The organism is Mangrovicoccus sp. HB161399 (assembly GCF_013184745.1).
Taxonomy (GTDB): Bacteria; Pseudomonadota; Alphaproteobacteria; order Rhodobacterales; family Rhodobacteraceae; genus Mangrovicoccus.
This window is the reverse complement of sequence record NZ_JAATVU010000057.1, coordinates 1-19,309: the sequence shown is the minus strand read 5'-3', so window position 1 is coordinate 19,309 and position 19,309 is coordinate 1. Positions and strand designations below refer to the sequence as shown.

20 protein-coding genes and 1 tRNA gene are annotated in these 19,309 nt (G+C 66.6%); 15 read left to right on the top strand and 6 right to left on the bottom strand.

The window, feature by feature from the left end:
* The first annotated feature begins 1 nt into the window (after window position 1).
* From HCC78_RS23770 to scpB, 3 genes are read left to right on the top strand one after another with little or no spacing between them, the layout of a single operon-like run.
* Window positions 2-997 carry a glycoside hydrolase family 3 protein gene (locus HCC78_RS23770; RefSeq protein WP_172331271.1) on the top strand — a complete coding sequence of 332 codons (996 nt, stop codon included), beginning with the start codon at window positions 2-4 and terminating at the stop codon, window positions 995-997.
* Window positions 994-1,773: a segregation/condensation protein A gene (locus tag HCC78_RS23765; RefSeq protein WP_172331270.1), complete on the top strand. Its 780-nt coding sequence runs from the start codon at window positions 994-996 to the stop codon at window positions 1,771-1,773. The genes HCC78_RS23770 and HCC78_RS23765 overlap by 4 nt, the downstream gene beginning before the upstream one ends.
* Window positions 1,770-2,462, top strand: a complete 693-nt coding sequence (gene scpB, locus HCC78_RS23760) for an SMC-Scp complex subunit ScpB (protein ID WP_371743922.1) — start codon at window positions 1,770-1,772, stop codon at window positions 2,460-2,462. Before HCC78_RS23765 ends, scpB begins: the two co-directional genes overlap by 4 nt.
* 84 nt (window positions 2,463-2,546) lie before the next feature.
* Here the strand turns inward: scpB and HCC78_RS23755 are convergent, their stop codons facing one another.
* From HCC78_RS23755 to HCC78_RS23740, 4 genes are all read right to left on the bottom strand, one after another.
* Entirely contained in the window at window positions 2,547-3,113 is a 567-nt protein-coding gene (locus tag HCC78_RS23755; protein WP_172331269.1) for a cytochrome b, read from the bottom strand.
* A 183-nt stretch (window positions 3,114-3,296) separates the two neighbouring features.
* Window positions 3,297-5,111, bottom strand: a complete 1,815-nt coding sequence (gene typA / locus HCC78_RS23750; protein WP_172331268.1) for a translational GTPase TypA — start codon at window positions 5,109-5,111, stop codon at window positions 3,297-3,299.
* A gap of 93 nt (window positions 5,112-5,204) precedes the next feature.
* Entirely contained in the window at window positions 5,205-5,837 is a 633-nt protein-coding gene (locus HCC78_RS23745) for a YitT family protein (protein WP_172331267.1), read from the bottom strand.
* A gap of 528 nt (window positions 5,838-6,365) precedes the next feature.
* A complete protein-coding gene (locus tag HCC78_RS23740) occupies window positions 6,366-7,580 on the bottom strand; it encodes an NADP-dependent isocitrate dehydrogenase (RefSeq protein WP_172331266.1) in 1,215 nt (404 codons plus the stop codon).
* Between the two features lie 199 nt (window positions 7,581-7,779).
* On the opposite strand from HCC78_RS23740, the gene HCC78_RS23735 reads away from it, so the two are divergent.
* A complete protein-coding gene (locus tag HCC78_RS23735) occupies window positions 7,780-8,946 on the top strand; it encodes a DUF2235 domain-containing protein (protein ID WP_172331265.1) in 1,167 nt (388 codons plus the stop codon).
* 7 nt (window positions 8,947-8,953) lie between these two features.
* Here HCC78_RS23735 and HCC78_RS23730 read toward each other — a convergent pair whose 3' ends face one another.
* The gene (locus tag HCC78_RS23730; protein ID WP_371743921.1) at window positions 8,954-9,526 is read right to left on the bottom strand and encodes an HD family hydrolase; all 573 of its coding nucleotides are present in this window, start codon (window positions 9,524-9,526) and stop codon (window positions 8,954-8,956) included.
* Window positions 9,523-10,176 carry an alpha/beta hydrolase gene (locus tag HCC78_RS23725; RefSeq protein ID WP_172331264.1) on the bottom strand — a complete coding sequence of 218 codons (654 nt, stop codon included), beginning with the start codon at window positions 10,174-10,176 and terminating at the stop codon, window positions 9,523-9,525. The genes HCC78_RS23730 and HCC78_RS23725 overlap by 4 nt, the downstream gene beginning before the upstream one ends.
* 150 nt (window positions 10,177-10,326) lie before the next feature.
* Here HCC78_RS23725 and HCC78_RS23720 point away from each other — a divergent pair, with 150 nt between their 5' ends.
* The 11 genes from HCC78_RS23720 to HCC78_RS23670 all read left to right on the top strand — a co-directional run bounded on the left by HCC78_RS23720 (window position 10,327) and on the right by HCC78_RS23670 (window position 19,261).
* On the top strand, window positions 10,327-10,785 hold the full coding sequence (locus HCC78_RS23720; RefSeq protein WP_172331263.1) for an Rrf2 family transcriptional regulator: 459 nt from the start codon (window positions 10,327-10,329) through the stop codon (window positions 10,783-10,785).
* Window positions 10,782-11,834, top strand: a complete 1,053-nt coding sequence (locus HCC78_RS23715; RefSeq protein ID WP_172331262.1) for a cysteine desulfurase family protein — start codon at window positions 10,782-10,784, stop codon at window positions 11,832-11,834. Before HCC78_RS23720 ends, HCC78_RS23715 begins: the two co-directional genes overlap by 4 nt.
* Before the next feature lie 43 nt (window positions 11,835-11,877).
* Window positions 11,878-13,440 (top strand): Fe-S cluster assembly protein SufB, encoded by a 1,563-nt coding sequence (gene sufB / locus HCC78_RS23710; RefSeq protein WP_172331261.1) that lies wholly within the window; start codon window positions 11,878-11,880, stop codon window positions 13,438-13,440.
* Window positions 13,441-13,575: 135 nt separating this feature from the next.
* Window positions 13,576-13,887 (top strand): heavy metal-binding domain-containing protein, encoded by a 312-nt coding sequence (locus HCC78_RS23705; RefSeq protein WP_108257833.1) that lies wholly within the window; start codon window positions 13,576-13,578, stop codon window positions 13,885-13,887.
* Entirely contained in the window at window positions 13,887-14,681 is a 795-nt protein-coding gene (locus HCC78_RS23700; RefSeq protein WP_172331260.1) for a polysaccharide pyruvyl transferase family protein, read from the top strand. Before HCC78_RS23705 ends, HCC78_RS23700 begins: the two co-directional genes overlap by 1 nt.
* A 19-nt stretch (window positions 14,682-14,700) precedes the next feature.
* Window positions 14,701-15,456: a Fe-S cluster assembly ATPase SufC gene (gene sufC / locus HCC78_RS23695; RefSeq protein ID WP_172331259.1), complete on the top strand. Its 756-nt coding sequence runs from the start codon at window positions 14,701-14,703 to the stop codon at window positions 15,454-15,456.
* The gene (locus tag HCC78_RS23690; RefSeq protein WP_253949328.1) at window positions 15,453-16,742 is read left to right on the top strand and encodes a SufD family Fe-S cluster assembly protein; all 1,290 of its coding nucleotides are present in this window, start codon (window positions 15,453-15,455) and stop codon (window positions 16,740-16,742) included. Before sufC ends, HCC78_RS23690 begins: the two co-directional genes overlap by 4 nt.
* Window positions 16,742-17,260, top strand: a complete 519-nt coding sequence (locus HCC78_RS23685) for a YIP1 family protein (RefSeq protein ID WP_216671278.1) — start codon at window positions 16,742-16,744, stop codon at window positions 17,258-17,260. The genes HCC78_RS23690 and HCC78_RS23685 overlap by 1 nt, the downstream gene beginning before the upstream one ends.
* A gap of 9 nt (window positions 17,261-17,269) precedes the next feature.
* On the top strand, window positions 17,270-17,899 hold the full coding sequence (locus HCC78_RS23680) for a Yip1 family protein (RefSeq protein ID WP_172331258.1): 630 nt from the start codon (window positions 17,270-17,272) through the stop codon (window positions 17,897-17,899).
* On the top strand, window positions 17,892-19,112 hold the full coding sequence (locus HCC78_RS23675; protein WP_172331257.1) for a cysteine desulfurase: 1,221 nt from the start codon (window positions 17,892-17,894) through the stop codon (window positions 19,110-19,112). Before HCC78_RS23680 ends, HCC78_RS23675 begins: the two co-directional genes overlap by 8 nt.
* Window positions 19,113-19,184: 72 nt before the next feature.
* A tRNA-Arg gene (locus HCC78_RS23670) sits at window positions 19,185-19,261 on the top strand.
* Window positions 19,262-19,309: the final 48 nt, after the last annotated feature.

Sequence of the window (19,309 nt, the reverse complement as noted above, 5' to 3'; positions counted from 1 at the left end):
CATGACGCTTTCCGCAGCGATCCTCGGGCTCGACGGGCCCGAGCTTTCCGCGTGGGAGCGCGGCTTCTTCGCCGAGGCCAGCCCCTACGGCTTCATCCTCTTCGCCCGCAACATCGTCGATCCGGAACAGCTGCGCCGCCTGACCGGCGACCTGCGCGACACGGTCGGCCATGACGCGCCGATCCTGATCGACCAGGAGGGCGGGCGCGTGCAGAGGCTCGGCCCGCCGCATTGGCGCCAGTGGCTGCCGCCGCTCGACCAGATGGCGCGCGCCGCGCCCGGCCTGGCTGCGCGCGCGATGTTCCTGCGCTACCGCATCATTGCTGCCGAACTGCGCGAGCTGGGGATCGACACCAACTGCGCGCCGATGGCCGATGTGGCAATGTCGGCGACGCACCCCTTTCTGATGAACCGCTGCTACGGCGACGATCCGATGACGGTGGTCGCGGCAGCGCGGGCGGTGACCCAGGGGCTGCTGGCGGGCGGCGTCCTGCCGGTGCTGAAGCATATCCCGGGCCATGGCCGCGGCACGTCCGACAGCCACAAGGAGCTGCCCCGGGTCGAGGCCTCGCTGACCCAGCTGCGCGCCGTCGATTTCGCGGCGTTCCAGGGTCTTGCCGACCTGCCGATGGCGATGACCGCGCATATCGTCTATCCGGCCATCGATCCGGACCTGCCCGCGACCCAGTCAAAGCCGGTGATCGACGCGATCCGCCGCGAAATCGGCTTCGACGGGCTCCTGATGACCGACGACCTGTCGATGGAGGCGCTGTCCGGCAGCTACCGCGACCGCGCCGGCCTTTCCCTTGCGGCGGGCTGCGATGTCGTGCTCCACTGCAACGGGCATCGGGACGAGATGGAGGCGGTCATGGCAGGCACCGGCATTCTGGCGGGCAGGGCGCTCTACCGGGCGCACAAGGCCCTGACGATGCGCGGCGCGGTCGAGGAGTTCGACATTGCCGCGGCGGAGGCGGAACTGGCGGAGATCCTCGGGTGACGGAGGGGGCCTCCAACGTCACCGAGATCGAAGCCCGCCGCGCCGCCGAAGCCCTGATCGTCGATGTCGACGGCTTCGAGGGGCCGCTCGACCTGCTGCTGTCGCTGTCGCGCACGCAGAAGGTCGACCTGCGGACGATCTCCGTGCTGGCGCTGGCCGAGCAGTACCTGTCCTTCATCGGCCGCGCCAAGGAGCTGCGGATCGAGCTTGCCGCCGACTACCTGGTCATGGCGGCCTGGCTGGCCTTCCTGAAATCCAAGCTGCTGCTGCCGCCCGATCCCAAGGAGGAGGGGCCGTCGGCGGAGGAACTGGCCGACCACCTGGCCTTCCAGCTCGAACGTCTCGCAGCGATGCGGGAGGCGGCGGCGCGGCTGATGGGCCGGGACCGGCTGGGCCGCGACGTCTTCGCCCGCGGCATGCCCGAAGGCATCTCCACCCATCGCAACGTGATGTACCAGGCGACGCTGCTCGATCTGATGCAGGCCTATGCCCGGATCCGCACCAAGGACGATTTCCGGCCCTATGTGATGGACCGCGACGCCATCCTGACGATGGAGCAGGCGCTCGACCGGCTGCGCGGCATGATTGCCTTCGCCGGCCAGTGGTCGGACCTGTCGAGCTACCTTCCGGTCGACTGGCAGGGCGACGCCGCGCGCAGGCGGTCCTCGCTCGCGGCGACCTTCGCGGCGACGCTTGAGCTTGCCAAGGAGGGCCGGGTGGAGATACGGCAGTCCGATATCTTCGGCCCCATCGAGCTGCGCAAGAAACCTGAATGACCGACCACGACGACGACCTGCCGGGCGGTGCCGATCCCGAGGAGATGGGGGCGCTGGAGGATCCGGGACTCTTCGATGCGCCGCCCCTGGCCGAACAGGAGCGGATGGTAGAGGCGATGCTGTTCGCCACTTCCGAGCCGCTGACGGTCCGCGAGATGGCCACCCGGATGCCGCAGGGCTGCGATGCGGGCACGGCGATCGCGATGCTGCAGAACCATTACCGGGGCCGGGGCGTCAACGTGGTCCAGGTCGGCGGCGCCTGGGCGATCCGCACCGCGCCCGACCTGTCCTTCCTGATGCAGAAGGAAGTCATCGAGACGCGGAAGCTGTCGCGCGCCGCCATCGAGACGCTGTCGATCATCGCCTATCACCAGCCTGCCACCCGTGCCGAGATCGAGGAGATCCGCGGCGTTGCCGTCTCGAAGGGCACGATCGACCTGCTGCTGGATCTCGACTGGATCCGCGTTGGTCGGCGGCGGGAAACGCCCGGCAGGCCGGTGACCTTCGTGGTGACCGAGGCCTTCCTCGACCATTTCTCCCTGTCGTCGGCCAAGGATCTGCCGGGCCTGGGCGAGCTGCGGGCCGCGGGGCTGCTCGATCCGCGGCGGATGCCGGGGCTCGACGACGACACTGCCGTGCCGCTGCCGGAGGAGGACGAGGGCGACGAGGATCAGGAAGAGATGTTCTGATCCCTATGAACTTCTGGCCGCAAGTGATTGGAATGAAATGACCCCTGCCAATCTGCCTGGCGGGGGTTTTGCTTTGCAGCCAGCTCAGGCGCGCCCGGCCATCCGCTTGAGAGTGCCGTCGCGCATCACGCCTTCATGCAGCGCAACCATCGCCACATGGCCCGCGATCAGCGCGGCCATGACCCAGCCCGCCTCGCCATGCAGCGAGTTTCCGAGCGCGACCATCCACTCGATCGGTGCCTCGCGCGGCGCCGAGATCTCGATGCCGAAGGGCGCGAAGCCGCGGGTACCGCCGATGGCTCGCAGGATGGCCGCCAGCGGCACCATGACGATCAGCACGTAGAGCGCGGCATGGCCCAGCTTGACCACCGTGGCCTGCAGCTTGGACCCGTGCGCGGGGCGGCGGTTGCGCATTGCAACCGCCCAGGCCACGCGGGCCAAGGCCAGGACGAAGATCAGCGCGCCCAGGTCGCCGTGATGGCCGCGGAAGAAGTCCGTCACCGCTCCGTCGCCGAGCAGCAGCTTCAGCCCCATGCCCGTCAGTTGCCAGAGGATCAGAACGGCCAACGACCAGTGAAGCGCGCGGGTGACAAGGCCGTAGCTGTCTTGCGTGTCGAGCAACGGAGTACGGGAAGAACCGGGAAGGGACATGAAGCCATCCTGCTGTAAACCATGAACTTTCCCCGAGATGGGGATCGGATCACGGCAGCGCGAGACTGGATGACAGAAAGTTGACTGAAACAGTCATGAAATATGCCGCGCCGGGGGCTTGAAACGCAGGCGGCGCCTCCCGCTAGGAAGGCGCCGCCGCGAAAATCATATTACGGGACCGGATCAGGCCGACTTGGCCATCCGCTTGCGCTCGTGCGGGTCGAGATAGCGCTTGCGAAGGCGGATCGCGTTCGGCGTGACTTCGACCAGCTCGTCATCGTCGATATAGGCGATGGCCTGCTCCAGCGTCAGCGTGATCGGCGTGGTCAGGCGCACGGCCTCGTCGGTGCCGGAGGCGCGGACGTTGGTCAGCTTCTTGCCCTTCAGCGGGTTCACTTCCAGGTCATTGTCGCGGGAGTGCTCGCCGATGATCATGCCGGTGTAGACCGGCTCCTGCGCACCGATGAACATCTTGCCGCGGTCTTCCAGGTTCCACAGGGCGTAGGCGACCGAGGTGCCGTTCTCCATGGAGATCAGCACGCCTGCGCGGCGGCCGGGGATCGCGCCCTTGTGGGGTTCCCAGCTGTGGAACACGCGGTTCAGCACGCCGGTGCCGCGGGTGTCGGTCAGGAACTCGCCGTGATAGCCGATCAGGCCGCGCGACGGGACCAGCGCGATGATCCGGGTCTTGCCGCCGTTCTGGCGCATCTCGGTCATCTCGCCTTTCCGCGGGCCGGTGATCTTCTCGATCACGGCGCCCGAGTACTCGTCATCGACGTCGATGGTGACTTCCTCGATCGGCTCCAGACGCTGGCCGTTCTCTTCGCGGAACAGGACCTGCGGGCGGGAGATCGACAGCTCGAACCCTTCGCGGCGCATGTTCTCGATCAGCACGCCCATCTGCAGTTCGCCGCGGCCGGCCACTTCGAAGGCTTCGCCGCCGGGGGTGTCGGAGATCTTGATGGCGACGTTCGACTCGGCTTCCTTCATCAGGCGGTCGCGGATGACGCGCGACTGGACCTTGTCGCCGTCGCGGCCGGCCAGCGGGCTGTCATTGATGCCGAAGGTGACGGTGATGGTCGGCGGGTCGATCGGCTGGGCCGGGATCGCCTCGGTGACCTGCGGATCGCAGATCGTGTCGGCCACGGTGGCCTTCGACATGCCGGCAAGGCTGACGATGTCGCCGGCCTCGGCCAGCTCGATCGGCTGCTGCGACAGGCCGCGGAAGGCGAGGATCTTGGTGACGCGGAACTGCTCGATGCGGCTGCCGTCGCGGGCGAGCGCATTGACCGTGGTGCCTGCCTTCAGCGTGCCGGACTCGACGCGGCCCGTCAGCAGGCGGCCGATGAACGGGTCTGCGCCCAGCGTGGTCGCCAGCATGGAGAAGGGCTCGTCCTTCTTGGCGATCTGCTTCGGCGGCTCGACATGGCTGATGACGAGGTCGAAGAGCGCGGACAGGTCCTTGCGCGGGCCGTCGAGCTCTGCGTCGCACCAGCCGTTGCGGCCGGAGGCGTAGAGCGCCGGGAAGTCGAGCTGCTCGTCATTGGCGTCGAGCGAGGCGAAGAGGTCGAACACCTCGTCGAGCGCGCGGTCGGGCTCGGCATCGGGCTTGTCGACCTTGTTGAGCACGACGATCGGCTTCAGCCCGAGCGCCAGCGCCTTGGAGGTCACGAATTTGGTCTGGGGCATCGGGCCCTCTGCGGCATCGACCAGCAGGACCACGCCGTCGACCATCGAGAGGATCCGCTCGACCTCGCCGCCGAAATCGGCATGGCCGGGAGTGTCGACGATGTTGATCCGGGTACCTTTCCACTCGACACTGGTCGCTTTTGCGAGGATGGTGATCCCGCGCTCGCGTTCCAGGTCGTTGGAGTCCATGGCGCGCTCGGTCGTCGCCTGGTTCTCCCGGTAGGTGCCGGACTGTTTCAGCAGTTCGTCCACGAGGGTCGTCTTGCCGTGGTCGACGTGTGCGATGATCGCGATGTTGCGCAGATCCATGGGAGGCGTCCTTGTCTGAAGTTGCGCTGGCCCTACAGCGCTGCAGCGCGGAAGGCTAGTCCAAAAGACAGCGGAATTGACCCATTCGGCGTGTTACCGCGCGATATAGCGGTCCCGGCGGTGGTTGAAGGCGATCAGCCCGTTCAGGATCACCGCGCCGATCAGCGAGTAGAACACGACCGTGAAGGGGAAGATCAGGGCGGCGATGACGAACAGCACCGCGTCGACCATCAGCTGGACATAGCCCGCGCGGAAGCCGAAATTGTCCTGGATGTACAGCGCGACGATGCCCAGCCCGCCCAGGCTGCCGCCGTGGCGGAAGATGGCGAGCAGGCCGATGCCGGTCACGGTTCCGAAGAAGAACACGCCGAGAAGCGGGTTCAGGTGCTCGATCTGGAAGCCCAGCGGCATGTAGTCGGTGCAGAAGGACAGCGCGGTGACGCAGCCCAGCGATTTCAGCGTGAATTCCCAGCCCATCCGCTTCACCGCGATCCAGTAGAAGGGCAGGTTGATCACGAAGAACACCTTCCCGAAGGAAAACCCGGTCAGGTAGGAGATGATCACCGCCGCGCCGGCGGTCTGGCCGGTCATGAAGCCGAGATAGGTCAGCAGGACGAGGCCGAGCGAGCACATCACGATGCCGGTCGATAGGCCCTGGACGTCATCCAGAACCGAGTGCTCGACCACGTCGGGATCGTATGCGGGAATGGGCATCGGCGCGGGCATGGCGGGCTCCATGGGAACGGACGGGAAGGGCAGGGGTTCTGACCCATCCAAACCCGCATTGCCCGGGAAATGCAAGCCGCCGCACCCGGAGACGCCGCGTCAGATGGTCATCCGGAGCGCCGATTGCGGCCTCTGCCCAACCGGCAAGCGCCTTGTCCAGGGGAGCGCCGATCGGCGGATCGTCGTTGGCAAGCCCGGGGCGGGCCCGAATGGAAGCGCGAGAGGCTTGGCCGAGGCGTCCGTGTCGACGAAGGGGGCAGCGACCGGTTCCCGTCCGCCCGCCTGGAGCGGATTGCGCCGCGCCGGCATCCGGCGTCGGCGCGTGCTGCCCATGACCCCGGCCAAAGCCGGTCTTCATGGACGATGCGCGGCGGTCCATCGAGGATCAGCGCAACGCCAGGTCCGAAGCGTTCGCCGGCGCTCCGCTTTCGGACCGCTGGGCTGGCGGCCATGCCATGGGAAAGTCCGCAGCCCTGGCCGCCGCAGCCGGAACAGCGGACCGCCGCAGCGGTCCGCCGGTCTATCGGATCAGCCGACAAGCGCCTTGTTCAGGTTCTCGTCGATCTTCTCGAGGAAGCCCATCGTGGTCAGCCAGCCCTGGTCGGGGCCGACGAGCAGCGCCAGGTCCTTGGTCATGAAGCCCGATTCCACGGTCTCGACGATGGTCTTCTCCAGCGTGGTGGCGAAGGCCATCAGCGCGGTGTTCTGGTCGAGCTTGGCGCGGTGCTTCAGGCCGCCGGTCCAGGCGAAGATCGAGGCGATCGAGTTCGTCGAGGTCGACTTGCCTTCCTGGTGCTGGCGGTAGTGGCGGGTGACGGTGCCGTGCGCGGCCTCAGCCTCGACGATCTTGCCGTCCGGGGTCATCAGCTGCGAGGTCATCAGGCCCAGCGAGCCGAAGCCCTGCGCCACGGTATCGGACTGCACGTCGCCGTCGTAGTTCTTGCAGGCCCAGACGAACTTGCCCGACCATTTCATGCAGCAGGCGACCATGTCGTCGATCAGCCGGTGCTCGTACCAGATGCCCTTGGCCTTGAACTTCTCTTCGAACTCCTCCTCGTAGACCTTCTGGAACAGATCCTTGAAGCGGCCGTCATAGGCCTTGAGGATGGTATTCTTGGTCGACAGGTAGACCGGCCAGCCGAGGTTGAGGCCGTAGTTCATCGAGGCGCGGGCGAAGTCGATGATCGAGCTGTCGAGGTTGTACTGCGCCTGCGCGACCCCGGCGGAGGGCGACTGGTAGACTTCGCGCTCGATCACCTGGCCGTCATCGCCCTCGAATTTCAGGATCAGCTTGCCCGGCCCGGGCATCAGGAAGTCGGTGGCGCGGTACTGGTCGCCGAAGGCGTGGCGGCCGATCACGATCGGGTGGGTCCAGCCGGGAACCAGGCGCGGCACGTTGCGGCAGATGATCGGCTGGCGGAAGACCACGCCGCCCAGGATGTTGCGGATCGTGCCGTTGGGGCTGCGCCACATCTTCTTCAGGCCGAATTCCTCGACCCGCTGCTCGTCGGGGGTGATGGTCGCGCATTTCACCGCGACGCCGATTTCCTTTGTCTTCTCGGCCGCGTCGATGGTGATCTGGTCCTCGGTGCGGTCGCGCTCCTGGATCGACAGGTCGTAGTAGAGGAGATCGACGTCAAGATAGGGAAGGATCAGCTTCTGCTTGATGAAATCCCAGATGATCCGGGTCATCTCGTCGCCGTCCATTTCGACGATCGGGTTGTCTACCTTGATCTTGGTCATCGGTGGTCCTCTGAGTCGGGGAGATGGGGGAAGGTCTCAGGCCGCCATAGCGCATTTCCCGCCGGGGGGCCAGCATTGCATACGTTGGTATACATGATGCCGCGCCCGCGAATGGACGCAGGCGGCGGGGCATTCCGGCGTTGTGAGTCGGGACGGCAGCGGCCATGCTCGACTTGGACGGCGTGGGGGTAAATTTGGCATGAAGCGCATTGCAATTTTCTGCGACGGCACCTGGAACCGCAGCGACCGGGCGGTGCTGGCAGAGGAAAACCGGCCGATCACCAATATCCTTCGCCTGTCGGAAGCGGCGATCGAGGGCACGGCCCCGGACGGCGTGGCGCAGAAGGTCTTCTACATCGACGGGGTGGGCACGCCGGGCGATGTCGGCTGGCTCCGCTACACGATCGACAAGGTCGGCGGAGGGGCGTTCGGTTGGGGGCTCGACGACAAGATCCTCAAGGCCTACCGCTACCTGATCCGGCATTACGAGCCGGGCGACGAGATCCATGTCTTCGGCTTCTCGCGGGGCGCCTATACCGCGCGTTCGCTGGTCGGACTGATCCGCAACTGCAGCCTGCCGTCCAGCGACGACCCGTCGCTGCTGTCGCATCTGATGGGGGTGTACCGCAGCCGCAGGCCGGGCGATGCACCCTGGGAAGCGCGGGCGCGCAGCCTGCGCGAATGGGTCAATCCGGGGCTCGCCACCGACCCGCAGGAGCAGGAGAGCCGCCCCGGCAGCTGCCGCCTGCTGCGCATCGCCTATCTGGGGGTGTTCGATACGGTCGGCGCGCTCGGCGTGCCCGAGCTGTGGCCGGGCATCGCGCGGGTCAACGAGCGCTTCCGCTTCCACGACCAGAAGCTGTCCTCGATGGTGACGTCGGCGCGCCACGTGATCGCCATCGACGAGCCGCGCATCACCTACAAATCCGTGCCCTGGGATGAGGCGAAGCTGGCCGAGCTGAACGCGCAGGCGCCGGGGCAGCCCTATCGCCAGATGTGGTTCCCGGGCGTCCATGGCACGGTGGGCGGATCGCTGACCAAGGGCCATGAAGGGCTGGGGATGGCGACGCTGGACTGGATCGCGGACGGGGCGCAGGCAGCGGGGCTGGGCTTCGACGCGGCGAAGCTGGACGCGTTCCGGGCGCTGGCCGATGCCGAGGGCCCGTTCGGCAATCCCGAACTGAAATACAAGTTCGTCGACCGCCTGACCCAGCGGTTCTTTCCCGCTGCGCGTGCGCCGGTCTCCAAGCGGGAGGATGTCTCCGGCACGGCAGAGGCACGGTGGAAAGCCGGGCGCAGCGGCACGGGCTGGCCCTACCGCCCGGCCCAGCTGGCCGGGCTGGCAAAGGGGGGCTGGCCGGGCTAGCGCCCGCTCAGCGTCCGAAGAAGGCGTTGACGCGCGGCCAGAGCCAGTCCCAGAGACCGGGCGCGCCGCGGGCGATCGGGCGGCCGACGCGGGCCTCGATCTTCTCGGCGGTCACGTCGTAGAGCCTCCAGTTCACGCCGTCGGTGGCGAGGTTCAGCAGCGGCGGCTGGAACCGGTCCAGCGCCTTGGCGAATTGCGCTTCCGGCGTCACCTCGGCCTCGAACTCGTCCCAGAGCGCGCGCAGCTCCGCCCCCTGGTCCTCCGGCAGCAGCCCGTAGAGCCGGTCGGCGGCCTTCGTCTCGGCGGCTTCCTTGGCGGCCTCGTCGACCTTGCCGTGGATCGGGTGGTCGCCCGCATCCACCTCGACGATGTCATGCAGGATCAGCATCCGGATCACGCGGTTCAGGTCGATGCCCTCCGCCGCATGTTCGGAAAGCACCAGCGCGAACAGCGCCAGATGCCAGGAATGCTCTGCCGAGTTCTCCGGCCGCGAGCCGTCGCCGATGGGAGTGGAGCGCTCGATCTTGCGGAGCCGCTCCGCCTCCATCAGGAAGGCGATCTGCCGGTCGAGACGGGTCAACGGGTGTTCTCGGTGAGCCGCCGCTTGACGTAGTCGGTAACCGACGTGGTGAGGGTCTCCATGTGCGGATCCTCGTAGAAATGGCCGGCGCCCTCCACCTCGGTATGGGTGATGGTGATGCCCTTCTGCTCGTGCAGCTTGCCGACCAGCGACCGGGTGTCCGCGGGCGGGGCCACGCGGTCGTTGGTGCCGTTGATGATCAGGCCGGAGGACGGGCAGGGCGCCAGGAACGAGAAGTCGTACATGTTGGCGGGCGGCGAGACCGAGACGAAGCCGGTGATCTCGGGGCGGCGCATCAGCAGCTGCATGCCGATCCAGGCGCCGAAGGAGAAGCCCGCGACCCAGCAATGCTTGGCGTTCTGGTTCATCGACTGCAGGTAGTCGAGCGCCGAGGCCGCATCCGACAGCTCGCCGATGCCCTGGTCGTACTCGCCCTGGGACCGGCCGACGCCGCGGAAATTGAACCGCAGGACCGTGAAGCCCATGTTGAAGAACGTGTAGTGCAGGTTGTAGACGACACGGTTGTTCATCGTCCCGCCGAATTGCGGATGCGGATGAAGGATGATCGCGATCGGCGCGTCCTTGATCTTCTGCGGGTGGTAGCGCCCCTCGAGGCGCCCTTCGGGTCCGGGGAAAATGACCTCAGGCATCGGCTGCTCAGCTCTCCAGCTCACCGGCGCTGTTCCTTGACGGAGTCTCCACCGGTCCTTAGACGTGTCTCGCACCGTCACGGGCATGACGGCATCGTGAGGCAGGTATACATCCATCGGCCACGGGTCAATGGCAACGGAGGGGATCGCATGAAGCTCAGCACGAAAGGCCGCTATGCGATGGTGGCGTTGACCGACCTTGCGCTGCAGAAATGCGACGAGCCGGTGAGCCTCGCAGACGTCGCCAAGAGGCAGGACATTTCGGTGGCCTATCTCGAACAGCTCTTCGTCAAGCTGCGCCGCGCGAAGCTCGTGGAATCCGTGCGCGGACCGGGCGGCGGCTACCGCCTGGCGCGCCCGGCGACCGAGATCCGGGTGTCGGAAATCCTTGCCGCCGTCGACGAGACCGTCAGCGCGCTGCACAAGGGGGCGGCGGCTTCCGGCGCGCTTTCCGGCTCGCGCGCGCAGTCGCTGACCAACCGGCTGTGGGAAGGCTTCTCGGCCCATGTATATGTCTTCCTCCACCAGACCCGGCTTTCCGACGTGGTGAAGAACGACCTCGCGCCATGCCCGGCAGTCCCGAACCTCTTTGCCATCATCGACGAATGAGGAAGGACCGCGCCTACCTGGACTGGAACGCCACGACGCCGCTCAGGCCCGAGGCGCGCGAGGCGATGGTCGCGGCGATGGATGTGACGGGCAATCCGTCCTCCGTGCATGCCGACGGCCGCGCCGCGAAGGGGCTGGTGGAAAGGGCCCGCGGCCAGATTGCCGAGGCGCTCGGCGCGCTGTCGGCGGACATCGTCTTCGTGTCCGGCTCGACCGAGGCGGCGGCGCTGGCGCTGGAAGGGCGGGACCTCCTGTGCTCGGGCGTCGAACACGATGCCGTGCGCGCCTGGTGCCGCGAGGAGCTGGCCGTCGACCGCAGCGGCAAGGTGCAGCTGCCTGTCGATGCCGCCAGCTGCACCCTGCAGCTGGCCAACAGCGAGACCGGCGTGATCCAGGATCTGCCCGAGGGGCTGGCGGTCAGCGACCTGACGCAGGGCTTCGGCAAGGTGCCCCTCGGATTCGATTGGCTGGGCATCGAGATGGGCTTCATCTCCGCGCACAAGCTGGGCGGACCCAAGGGCATCGGTGCGCTGGTGCTCAGGCGGGGGCTGGACGTCACGGCCCGCATCAAGGGTGGCGGGCAGGAGATGGGGCGTCGCTCCGGAACGGAAAATGTAATTGGAATCATGGGGTTCGCGGCCGCAGCCATGGCGGCGCAGACGGATCTGGCCGAGGGCGCCTGGGAAAAAGTCTTTGAACTTAGAAAAATTCTAGAAAGCGGCTTGGCCTCGGAAAATTCTTCGACTATTTTTGTCGGGAAAGACAGCGCGCGTCTGCCCAACACCTCGATGATCGCCACTCCGGGCTGGAAGGGCGAGACCCAGGTAATGCAGATGGATTTGGCGGGATTCTCCATCTCGGCCGGGTCCGCCTGCTCCTCGGGGAAGGTGAAGGCGAGCCACGTGCTGACGGCGATGGGATACGATGCGGAAACGGCGGCAAGCGCCATCCGCGTGTCTCTCGGGCCGGAGACAACCGAGGACCAGGTGCTCCGCTTCGTCGAGGCCTGGAGCGCACAGAACCGCCGGCGCCGCGCGCGGGCATCTTAAGGGATTGCGGGCCAGGCGGCCCGCCGAGGGAAAGGCATAGGCCATGGCAGCTTTGGACAACCCAGGCGTCAAGGAAGGCGTCGACCAGGAAACCGTCGATGCCGTCCGCAACATGGGCACCTACAAGTACGGCTGGAATACCGAGATCGAGATGGACTACGCCCCGAAGGGGCTGAACGAGGACATCGTGCGTCTCATCTCGTCGAAGAACGAAGAGCCGGAATGGATGACCGAATGGCGGCTGGCGGCCTACCAGCGCTGGACCCAAAAGGAAGAGCCTACCTGGGCGATGGTCGACTATCCGAAGATCGACTATCAGGACCAGTATTACTACGCGCGTCCCAAGTCTATGGAAACCAAGCCGAAATCGCTCGACGAGGTCGATCCGAAGCTGCTTGAGACCTACAAGAAGCTGGGCATTCCGCTGAAGGAGCAGATGATCCTCGCCGGCGTCGAAGGCGCCGAGGCAGCCCCTGCCGATGCCAAGGACGCCGTCAGCGAGCTGGCCTCCACCGCCGGATCGGGCCGCAAGGTCGCGGTCGATGCGGTCTTCGACTCCGTCTCGGTCGGCACCACCTTCCAGAAGGAGCTGCAGGACGCGGGCGTGATCTTCTGCTCGATCTCCGAGGCGATCCGCGAGCATCCGGAGCTGGTGAAGAAATACCTCGGCTCGGTCGTTCCGGTGTCGGACAACTTCTTCGCGACGCTGAACTCGGCCGTGTTCTCCGACGGCTCCTTCGTCTACGTGCCGCCGGGCGTGCGCTGCCCGATGGAACTGTCGACCTATTTCCGCATCAACGCGGAAAACACCGGCCAGTTCGAGCGGACGCTGATCATCGCCGACAAGGGCTCCTACGTGAGCTATCTCGAAGGCTGCACCGCGCCGCAGCGCGATACGACCCAGCTGCACGCGGCCGTCGTGGAGATCATCGTCGAGGAAGACGCCGAGGTGAAATACTCCACGGTGCAGAACTGGTTCCCGGGCGACGAGAACGGCAAGGGCGGCATCTACAACTTCGTGACCAAGCGTGCGGACTGCCGCGGCGCGCGGGCCAAGGTGATGTGGACCCAAGTCGAGACCGGTTCGGCCGTGACCTGGAAGTACCCGTCCTGCATCCTGCGCGGCGAGGAAAGCCAGGGCGAGTTCTACTCGATCGCCATCGCCAACAACTACCAGCAGGCCGATACCGGCACGAAGATGGTGCATCTGGGCAGGAACACCAAGTCGCGGATCGTCTCCAAGGGCATCTCGGCGGGCAAGGCGCAGAACACCTACCGCGGTCTGGTGTCCATGCACCCGAAGGCCAAGAACTCGCGCAACTACACCCAGTGCGACAGCCTTCTGATCGGCGACCAGTGCGGCGCGCACACGGTCCCCTATATCGAGGTGAAGAACAACTCGAGCCGGGTGGAGCACGAGGCGACGACCTCCAAGGTGGATGACGACCAGCTGTTCTACTGCCGCTCGCGCGGCATGGACGAGGAAGAGGCCGTCGCGCTTGTCGTCAACGGCTTCTGCCGCGAGGTCCTGCAGGCGCTGCCGATGGAATTCGCCATGGAAGCGCAGCAGCTCGTCGCGATCTCGCTCGAGGGCTCGGTCGGCTGATCTGGATCGGTTGCGCATGAAAACCGGCGGCCAGGGCGTTGAAACGGCTTGGCCCGCCGCTTGGATTGTATCTGGCCGTCCCGGCCGTTGGAGATTGGCATGAGCAACCCCTGGAGCAAGTCGAAGGGCGCATCCATGATCGTCACGACCACCCCAAGCATCGAAGGCAAGTCGATCACCGCCTATCACGGCATCGTCGTGGGCGAGGCGATCCTCGGCGCGAATGTCTTCCGGGACATGTTCGCCGGGATCACCGACATCATCGGCGGCCGGTCCGGCGCCTATGAGCGTTCGCTCGGCGAGGCGCGGGAAACCGCGCTGCGCGAGATGGAGGAACGCGCCCGCGCGGCGGGCGGCAATGCGGTGGTCGGCGTCGACATCGACTACGAGGTCATCAACAACATGCTGATGGTCTCGGCCTCCGGCACGTCGGTGACCGTCGGCTGATGGCGGCGCGTCCGCCTCTGCGGCTCTTCTGGTGGCGGAAGAAGCCGAATTTCGGGGATGGCATCTCTCCGCTGATCGTGGCGCATGCCGCGGGTCGCGCGGTGGAGTGGGCCGAGCCGGAAGAGGCCGAGATCTTCGCCTTGGGCTCGATCCTGCGGCCGGTGGCGAAAGCCTACCGCGAACCGCGCGGACACCGGCCGATTGTCTGGGGTGCGGGCTGCATGAAGCCGGTGGGGCGCCGCTTCACTGCCAATGTCGACTTCGCCGCCTTGCGCGGGCCGAAGACGGCGGAAGTGCTGCATGTCCCGGTCGAGGCCTTCGGGGACCCGGGGCTGCTGATCGGCGAAGTGCTGGGCGAGGACATCAGGACCGGCGAAGAAGTCGCTGTCGTTCCTCACTTTTCGCATGCCGACCTTCCGGTGTGGCAGGCGCTGGCAGAGCGGCCGGGCCTCCGGCTGGTCGATGTCCGCGCCGGCGACCCGCTGGAGGCGGTGCGGCTGATCGCGGGGGCGCGGCATGTCTTCAGTTCGTCCCTGCACGGGCTGGTGACGGCGGACGCCTACGGCGTCGCTTCGACCTGGGTCGATCCGGAGGGGATCCATGCCGAGCCGCACTTCAAGTTCAACGACTATGCCCTTGGCATAGAAAGAAATCTCGGAGAGCCGATCCAGCCGGAAGAGATCCCGGCGCGGCTTGACGACCTGCCTGAAGGGGCGCTGCCCCATGCTTCGGGCATCGCGGCCGCGAAGGCGCGGCTCAAGGACAGCTTTCCGCCCGAACTCAGGGCGAACTAGATAAAGAAGAGGACGTAACATGCTGGAAATCAAGGGGCTCGAAGTCAAACTCGAAGAAGAGGACAAGCAGATCCTCAAGGGCGTCGACCTGACCGTCGAGGCCGGGTCGGTCCATGCCATCATGGGGCCGAACGGCTCGGGCAAGTCGACCATGTCCTATGTCCTGTCGGGCCGGGACGGCTACGAGGTGACTGGCGGCACGGCGACGCTGAACGGCGAGGATCTGCTGGGTCTCGAGCCGGAAGAGCGCGCGGCCAAGGGCCTGTTCCTGGCGTTCCAGTACCCGGTCGAAATCCCCGGCGTCGGCAACATGACCTTCCTGCGCACGGCCCTGAATGCCCAGCGGAAGCTGCGCGGCGAAGACGAGATCAGCTCCGCGGACTTCCTCAAGCTCGTCCGCGCCAAGGCGAAGGAGCTGAAGATCGACGCCGAGATGCTTAAGCGCCCGGTCAATGTCGGCTTCTCCGGCGGCGAAAAGAAGCGCAACGAAATCCTGCAGATGGCCATGCTGGAACCGAAGATGTGCATCCTAGACGAGACCGATTCCGGCCTCGATGTCGACGCGATGAAGCTGGTCTCGGACGGCGTCAACGCGCTGCGCGACGAAGGCCGCGCCTTCCTCGTGATCACGCACTACCAGCGCCTGCTCGACCACATCCACCCGGATGTCGTGCACATCATGGCCAATGGCCGCATCGTCAAGACCGGCGGCCCGGAGCTGGCGATGGAAGTCGAGAAGAACGGCTACGCGGACATCCTGTCGGAGGTGGCATGATGGTTGCCCTGCTGAAGCCGAAGCTTGACGCGCTGGAGGCGCGGCTGGCGGCGCTGAGCCTGCCCGAGGGCGGCTGGAGCGCCGCGGCGCGCAAGGACGCGCTGTCCCGTCTGGGCGCGACCGGCCTGCCGAGTGCCCGCGACGAATACTGGAAATACACCCGGCCGGACACGCTGAACGCGCCCGGGGCGCCGCGGGCGGCGGTGTTCGAGGGATCGGAGACGCCGATCTTCTCGCAGCGCGACCGCCTGAAGATCACTTTCGTCGACGGCGTGTTCGACCCGGCGCAATCCGACGCGCTGGAACTCGAAGGCATCACCATCGAGCGTCTGGCCGAAGCCGGAACGAAGGATATCCATTGGGCCAAGGACTTGTACGGCGTTCTTGAAGCGCGCGGCCAGTCCCCGGTGGAGCGTCCGCTGGCGGCGCTGAACACTGCCTTTGCCACTGACGGGATCCTGATCCACGTCACCGGCACGCCGTCGAAGCCGGTCTCGCTGGTCTATATCCACCGGGACGAAGTCTCCGACGCGATCCTGCACCATGCCGTCAAGGTCGAGTCGGGCGCCGAGATCACGCTGCTGGAGAACGGCCCGGCGGCGGCGCGGTTCAACAAGGTGCTGGAAGTCGAGGTCGCCGACGGCGGCAAGTTCCACCACGTCCGTGCCCAGGGGCGCGACCACGAGCGCCGCGCGGCCACGCATATCTTTGCCCGGCTGGGCGAGGAGAGCCTGTTCAAGTCTTTCACCATGACGGCGAACGGCGTGCTGACCCGCAACGAATGCGTGATCGAGTTCACCGGCGACGATGCGGTGGCCCATGTCGCGGGCGCCTCGATGGGCGACGGTGATTTCCACCACGACGACACGGTCTTCGTCACCCATGACGCGGTGAACTGCGAAAGCCGCCAGGTCTTCAAGAAGGTGCTGCGCAACGGCGCGACTGGCGTCTTCCAGGGCAAGATCCTGGTGAAGAAAGACGCGCAGAAGACCGACGGCTACCAGATCAGCCAGTCGCTGCTGCTCGACGAGGACAGCCAGTTCCTCGCCAAGCCCGAGCTGGAAATCTATGCCGATGACGTGGCCTGCTCGCATGGCTCCACCTCGGGGGCGATCGACGACACGGCGCTCTACTACCTGCGCTCGCGCGGCGTGCCGCGGCGCGAGGCCCAGGATCTGCTGACGCTGGCCTTCCTCGCCGAGGCGCTCGACGAGATCGAGGACGACAGCCTGGCGGGCGAGATCCGCGAACGGCTGGACGGCTGGCTGGCCCGGCGCCGCGGCTGATGTCCTCGGTCGCGGCGGACATCCTGGCGAGCTACCGCCGGCCGGGCCATGTGGTCCGGCGGCGGCTGGCGCTGCCCGAGCATGAGGGGCGGGCGCTGGCCTACCTGATGCTCGGCTGCGCACTGGTCTTCGTCGCGCAGCTTCCGCGGCTGTCGCGCGAGGCGGCGCTGGCCGAGGCCAACGACCTGGTGGAACGCGCTTCCGGCGAGCTGCTGGTCTGGATGTTCTTCGCGCCGCTTGCCTTCTACGTGCTGGCCGCCGCCGCGAACGGGCTGTCGAAGCTCTTCGGCGGCGGCGCCAGCTGGTATGCCGCGAGGCTGGCGACCTTCTGGGCCTTCCTCGCCGCCAGCCCGATGTGGCTGTGCCGCGGGCTGGTCTCGGCGGCGAACGGGCCGGGTGCTGCACTTGACCTCGTGACGACCGTCGCGCTGCTCGGCTGGGCGGCAATCTGGGTCCTCGCCATGCGTGCGGCGGCGCGTCCCGGGCCGGGCATTGCCGGCAGCGGCGGGCTGGCGTAGGGGAGGTCCATGACACCGCGCCTTGACGATTTCACCCCCGGGGGGATCATTGCCCTCGTCCTGGCCACGCTGCGCGATCCGCGCGGCACGGCCCGCCAGATCCTGGCCATGCAGCTGCCGCAGAACGTGCTGTGGCTGATCCTCTTCACCGTCGCCATCGTGTCCGCGCTGATCGGGCAGGCGGCGGGGCTCCTGTTCCTTCCTTCGCCCGGTGCCGGCGGCGACGCGGTGGTGCTGGGACCGCTCTTCATGGCGGGGCTGCAGCTGGGCGGGCTCGTCCTGACGGTCTTCGCCGTGCACCATATCGGCCGCATCATGGGCGGGCAGGGCACGCTGGAGCGCAGCCTGCTCCTGCTGAGCTGGCTCGAGATCGTCATGGTCGCCGTCCAGCTGGCGCAGTTGGTGCTGCTGTTCCTGCTGTCCTTCACCGGGTCGAGCCTTCCCGGGCTCCTGGTCATGGCAGCGAGCTTCGCGCTGGTCGCCTGGGTCTTCACCGCCTTCGTTGCCGAGATCCACGGCTTCAGCAACCTGTGGCTGGTCTTCCTGATGATCATCGCCTCGGTGCTGGCCATCAGCTTCGCCCTGTCCCTCATCCTGTCCTTCATGGGGCTGACCTTTTCAGGAGGTGCCGGTGTTTGACATCGACAAGATCCGTGCCGATTTCCCGATCCTCTCGCGCGAGGTGAACGGCAAGCCGCTGGTCTATCTCGACAACGGCGCGTCCGCGCAGAAGCCGCAGGCGGTGATCGACGCGGTCACCCGCGGCTATGCCGAGGAATATTCCAACGTCCATCGCGGGCTGCACTACCTGTCGAACCTCGCCACCGAGAAATACGAGGCGGTGCGCGGCAAGGTCGCCCGCTTCCTCGGCGCCAGGGACGAGCACGAGGTCGTCTTCACCTCCGGGACGACCGAGGGGATCAACCTGGTCTCCTATGCCTGGGCGGCGCCGCGTTTCCAGCCGGGCGACGAAATCGTGCTGTCGGTGATGGAACACCATGCCAATATCGTGCCCTGGCATTTCCTGCGCGAGCGCCAGGGGGCCGTGCTGAAATGGGTCGAGACCGATGCCATGGGCGTGCTCGATCCGCAGAAGGTGATCGACGCGATCGGGCCCAGGACCAGGCTGGTCGCGGTCACCCAGCTGTCGAACGTGCTGGGCACCAAGGTGGACGTGAAGGCGATCTGCGACGCGGCGCGCGAAAAGGGCGTGCCGGTCCTGGTCGACGGCTCGCAGGGCTCGGTCCACATGCCGGTGGATGTCGAGGAGATCGGCTGCGATTTCTATGCGATCACCGGGCACAAGCTCTACGGTCCCTCCGGTTCCGGGGCGATCTGGATCCGCAGGGAGCGGATGGCCGAGATGCGTCCCTTCCTCGGCGGCGGCGACATGATCCGCGAGGTTTCCCGCGACGCGGTCAGCTATGCCGATCCGCCGATGAAGTTCGAGGCGGGCACGCCCGGCATCGTCCAGACCATCGGGCTGGGCGTTGCGCTCGACTACCTGATGGATCTGGGCATGGAGAACGTGGCGGCGCACGAGGCGCGGCTGGCCGCCTATGCGCGCGACCGGCTGGCCGGGCTCAACTGGGTCAACGTGCAGGGGCATGCGCCGGACAAGGCGGCGATCTTCTCCTTCACGCTGGAGGGCGCGGCCCATGCCCATGACATCTCGACGGTGCTCGACAAGAAGGGCGTCGCGGTGCGGGCGGGCCACCATTGCGCCCAGCCGCTGATGGCGCATCTGGGCGTTTCTGCGACCTGCCGGGCATCCTTCGGCCTGTACAATACCGAGGCCGAAGTGGACAAGCTGGTGGAGGCGCTGGAGCTCTGCCACGAGCTGTTCGCCTGAGCGCAAATTCCCGCCGGGGCAGCGATTTTTGCGATTGCATGTCCCGGCAGCGGCACCTATACAGCCGCTCACGCACCCATAGCTCAGCTGGATAGAGCGCTGCCCTCCGAAGGCAGAGGTCTGAGGTTCGAATCCTCATGGGTGCGCCAATCAAATCAAGTACTTAGACAGCATGAACATAGCGCTCACTGTGACGT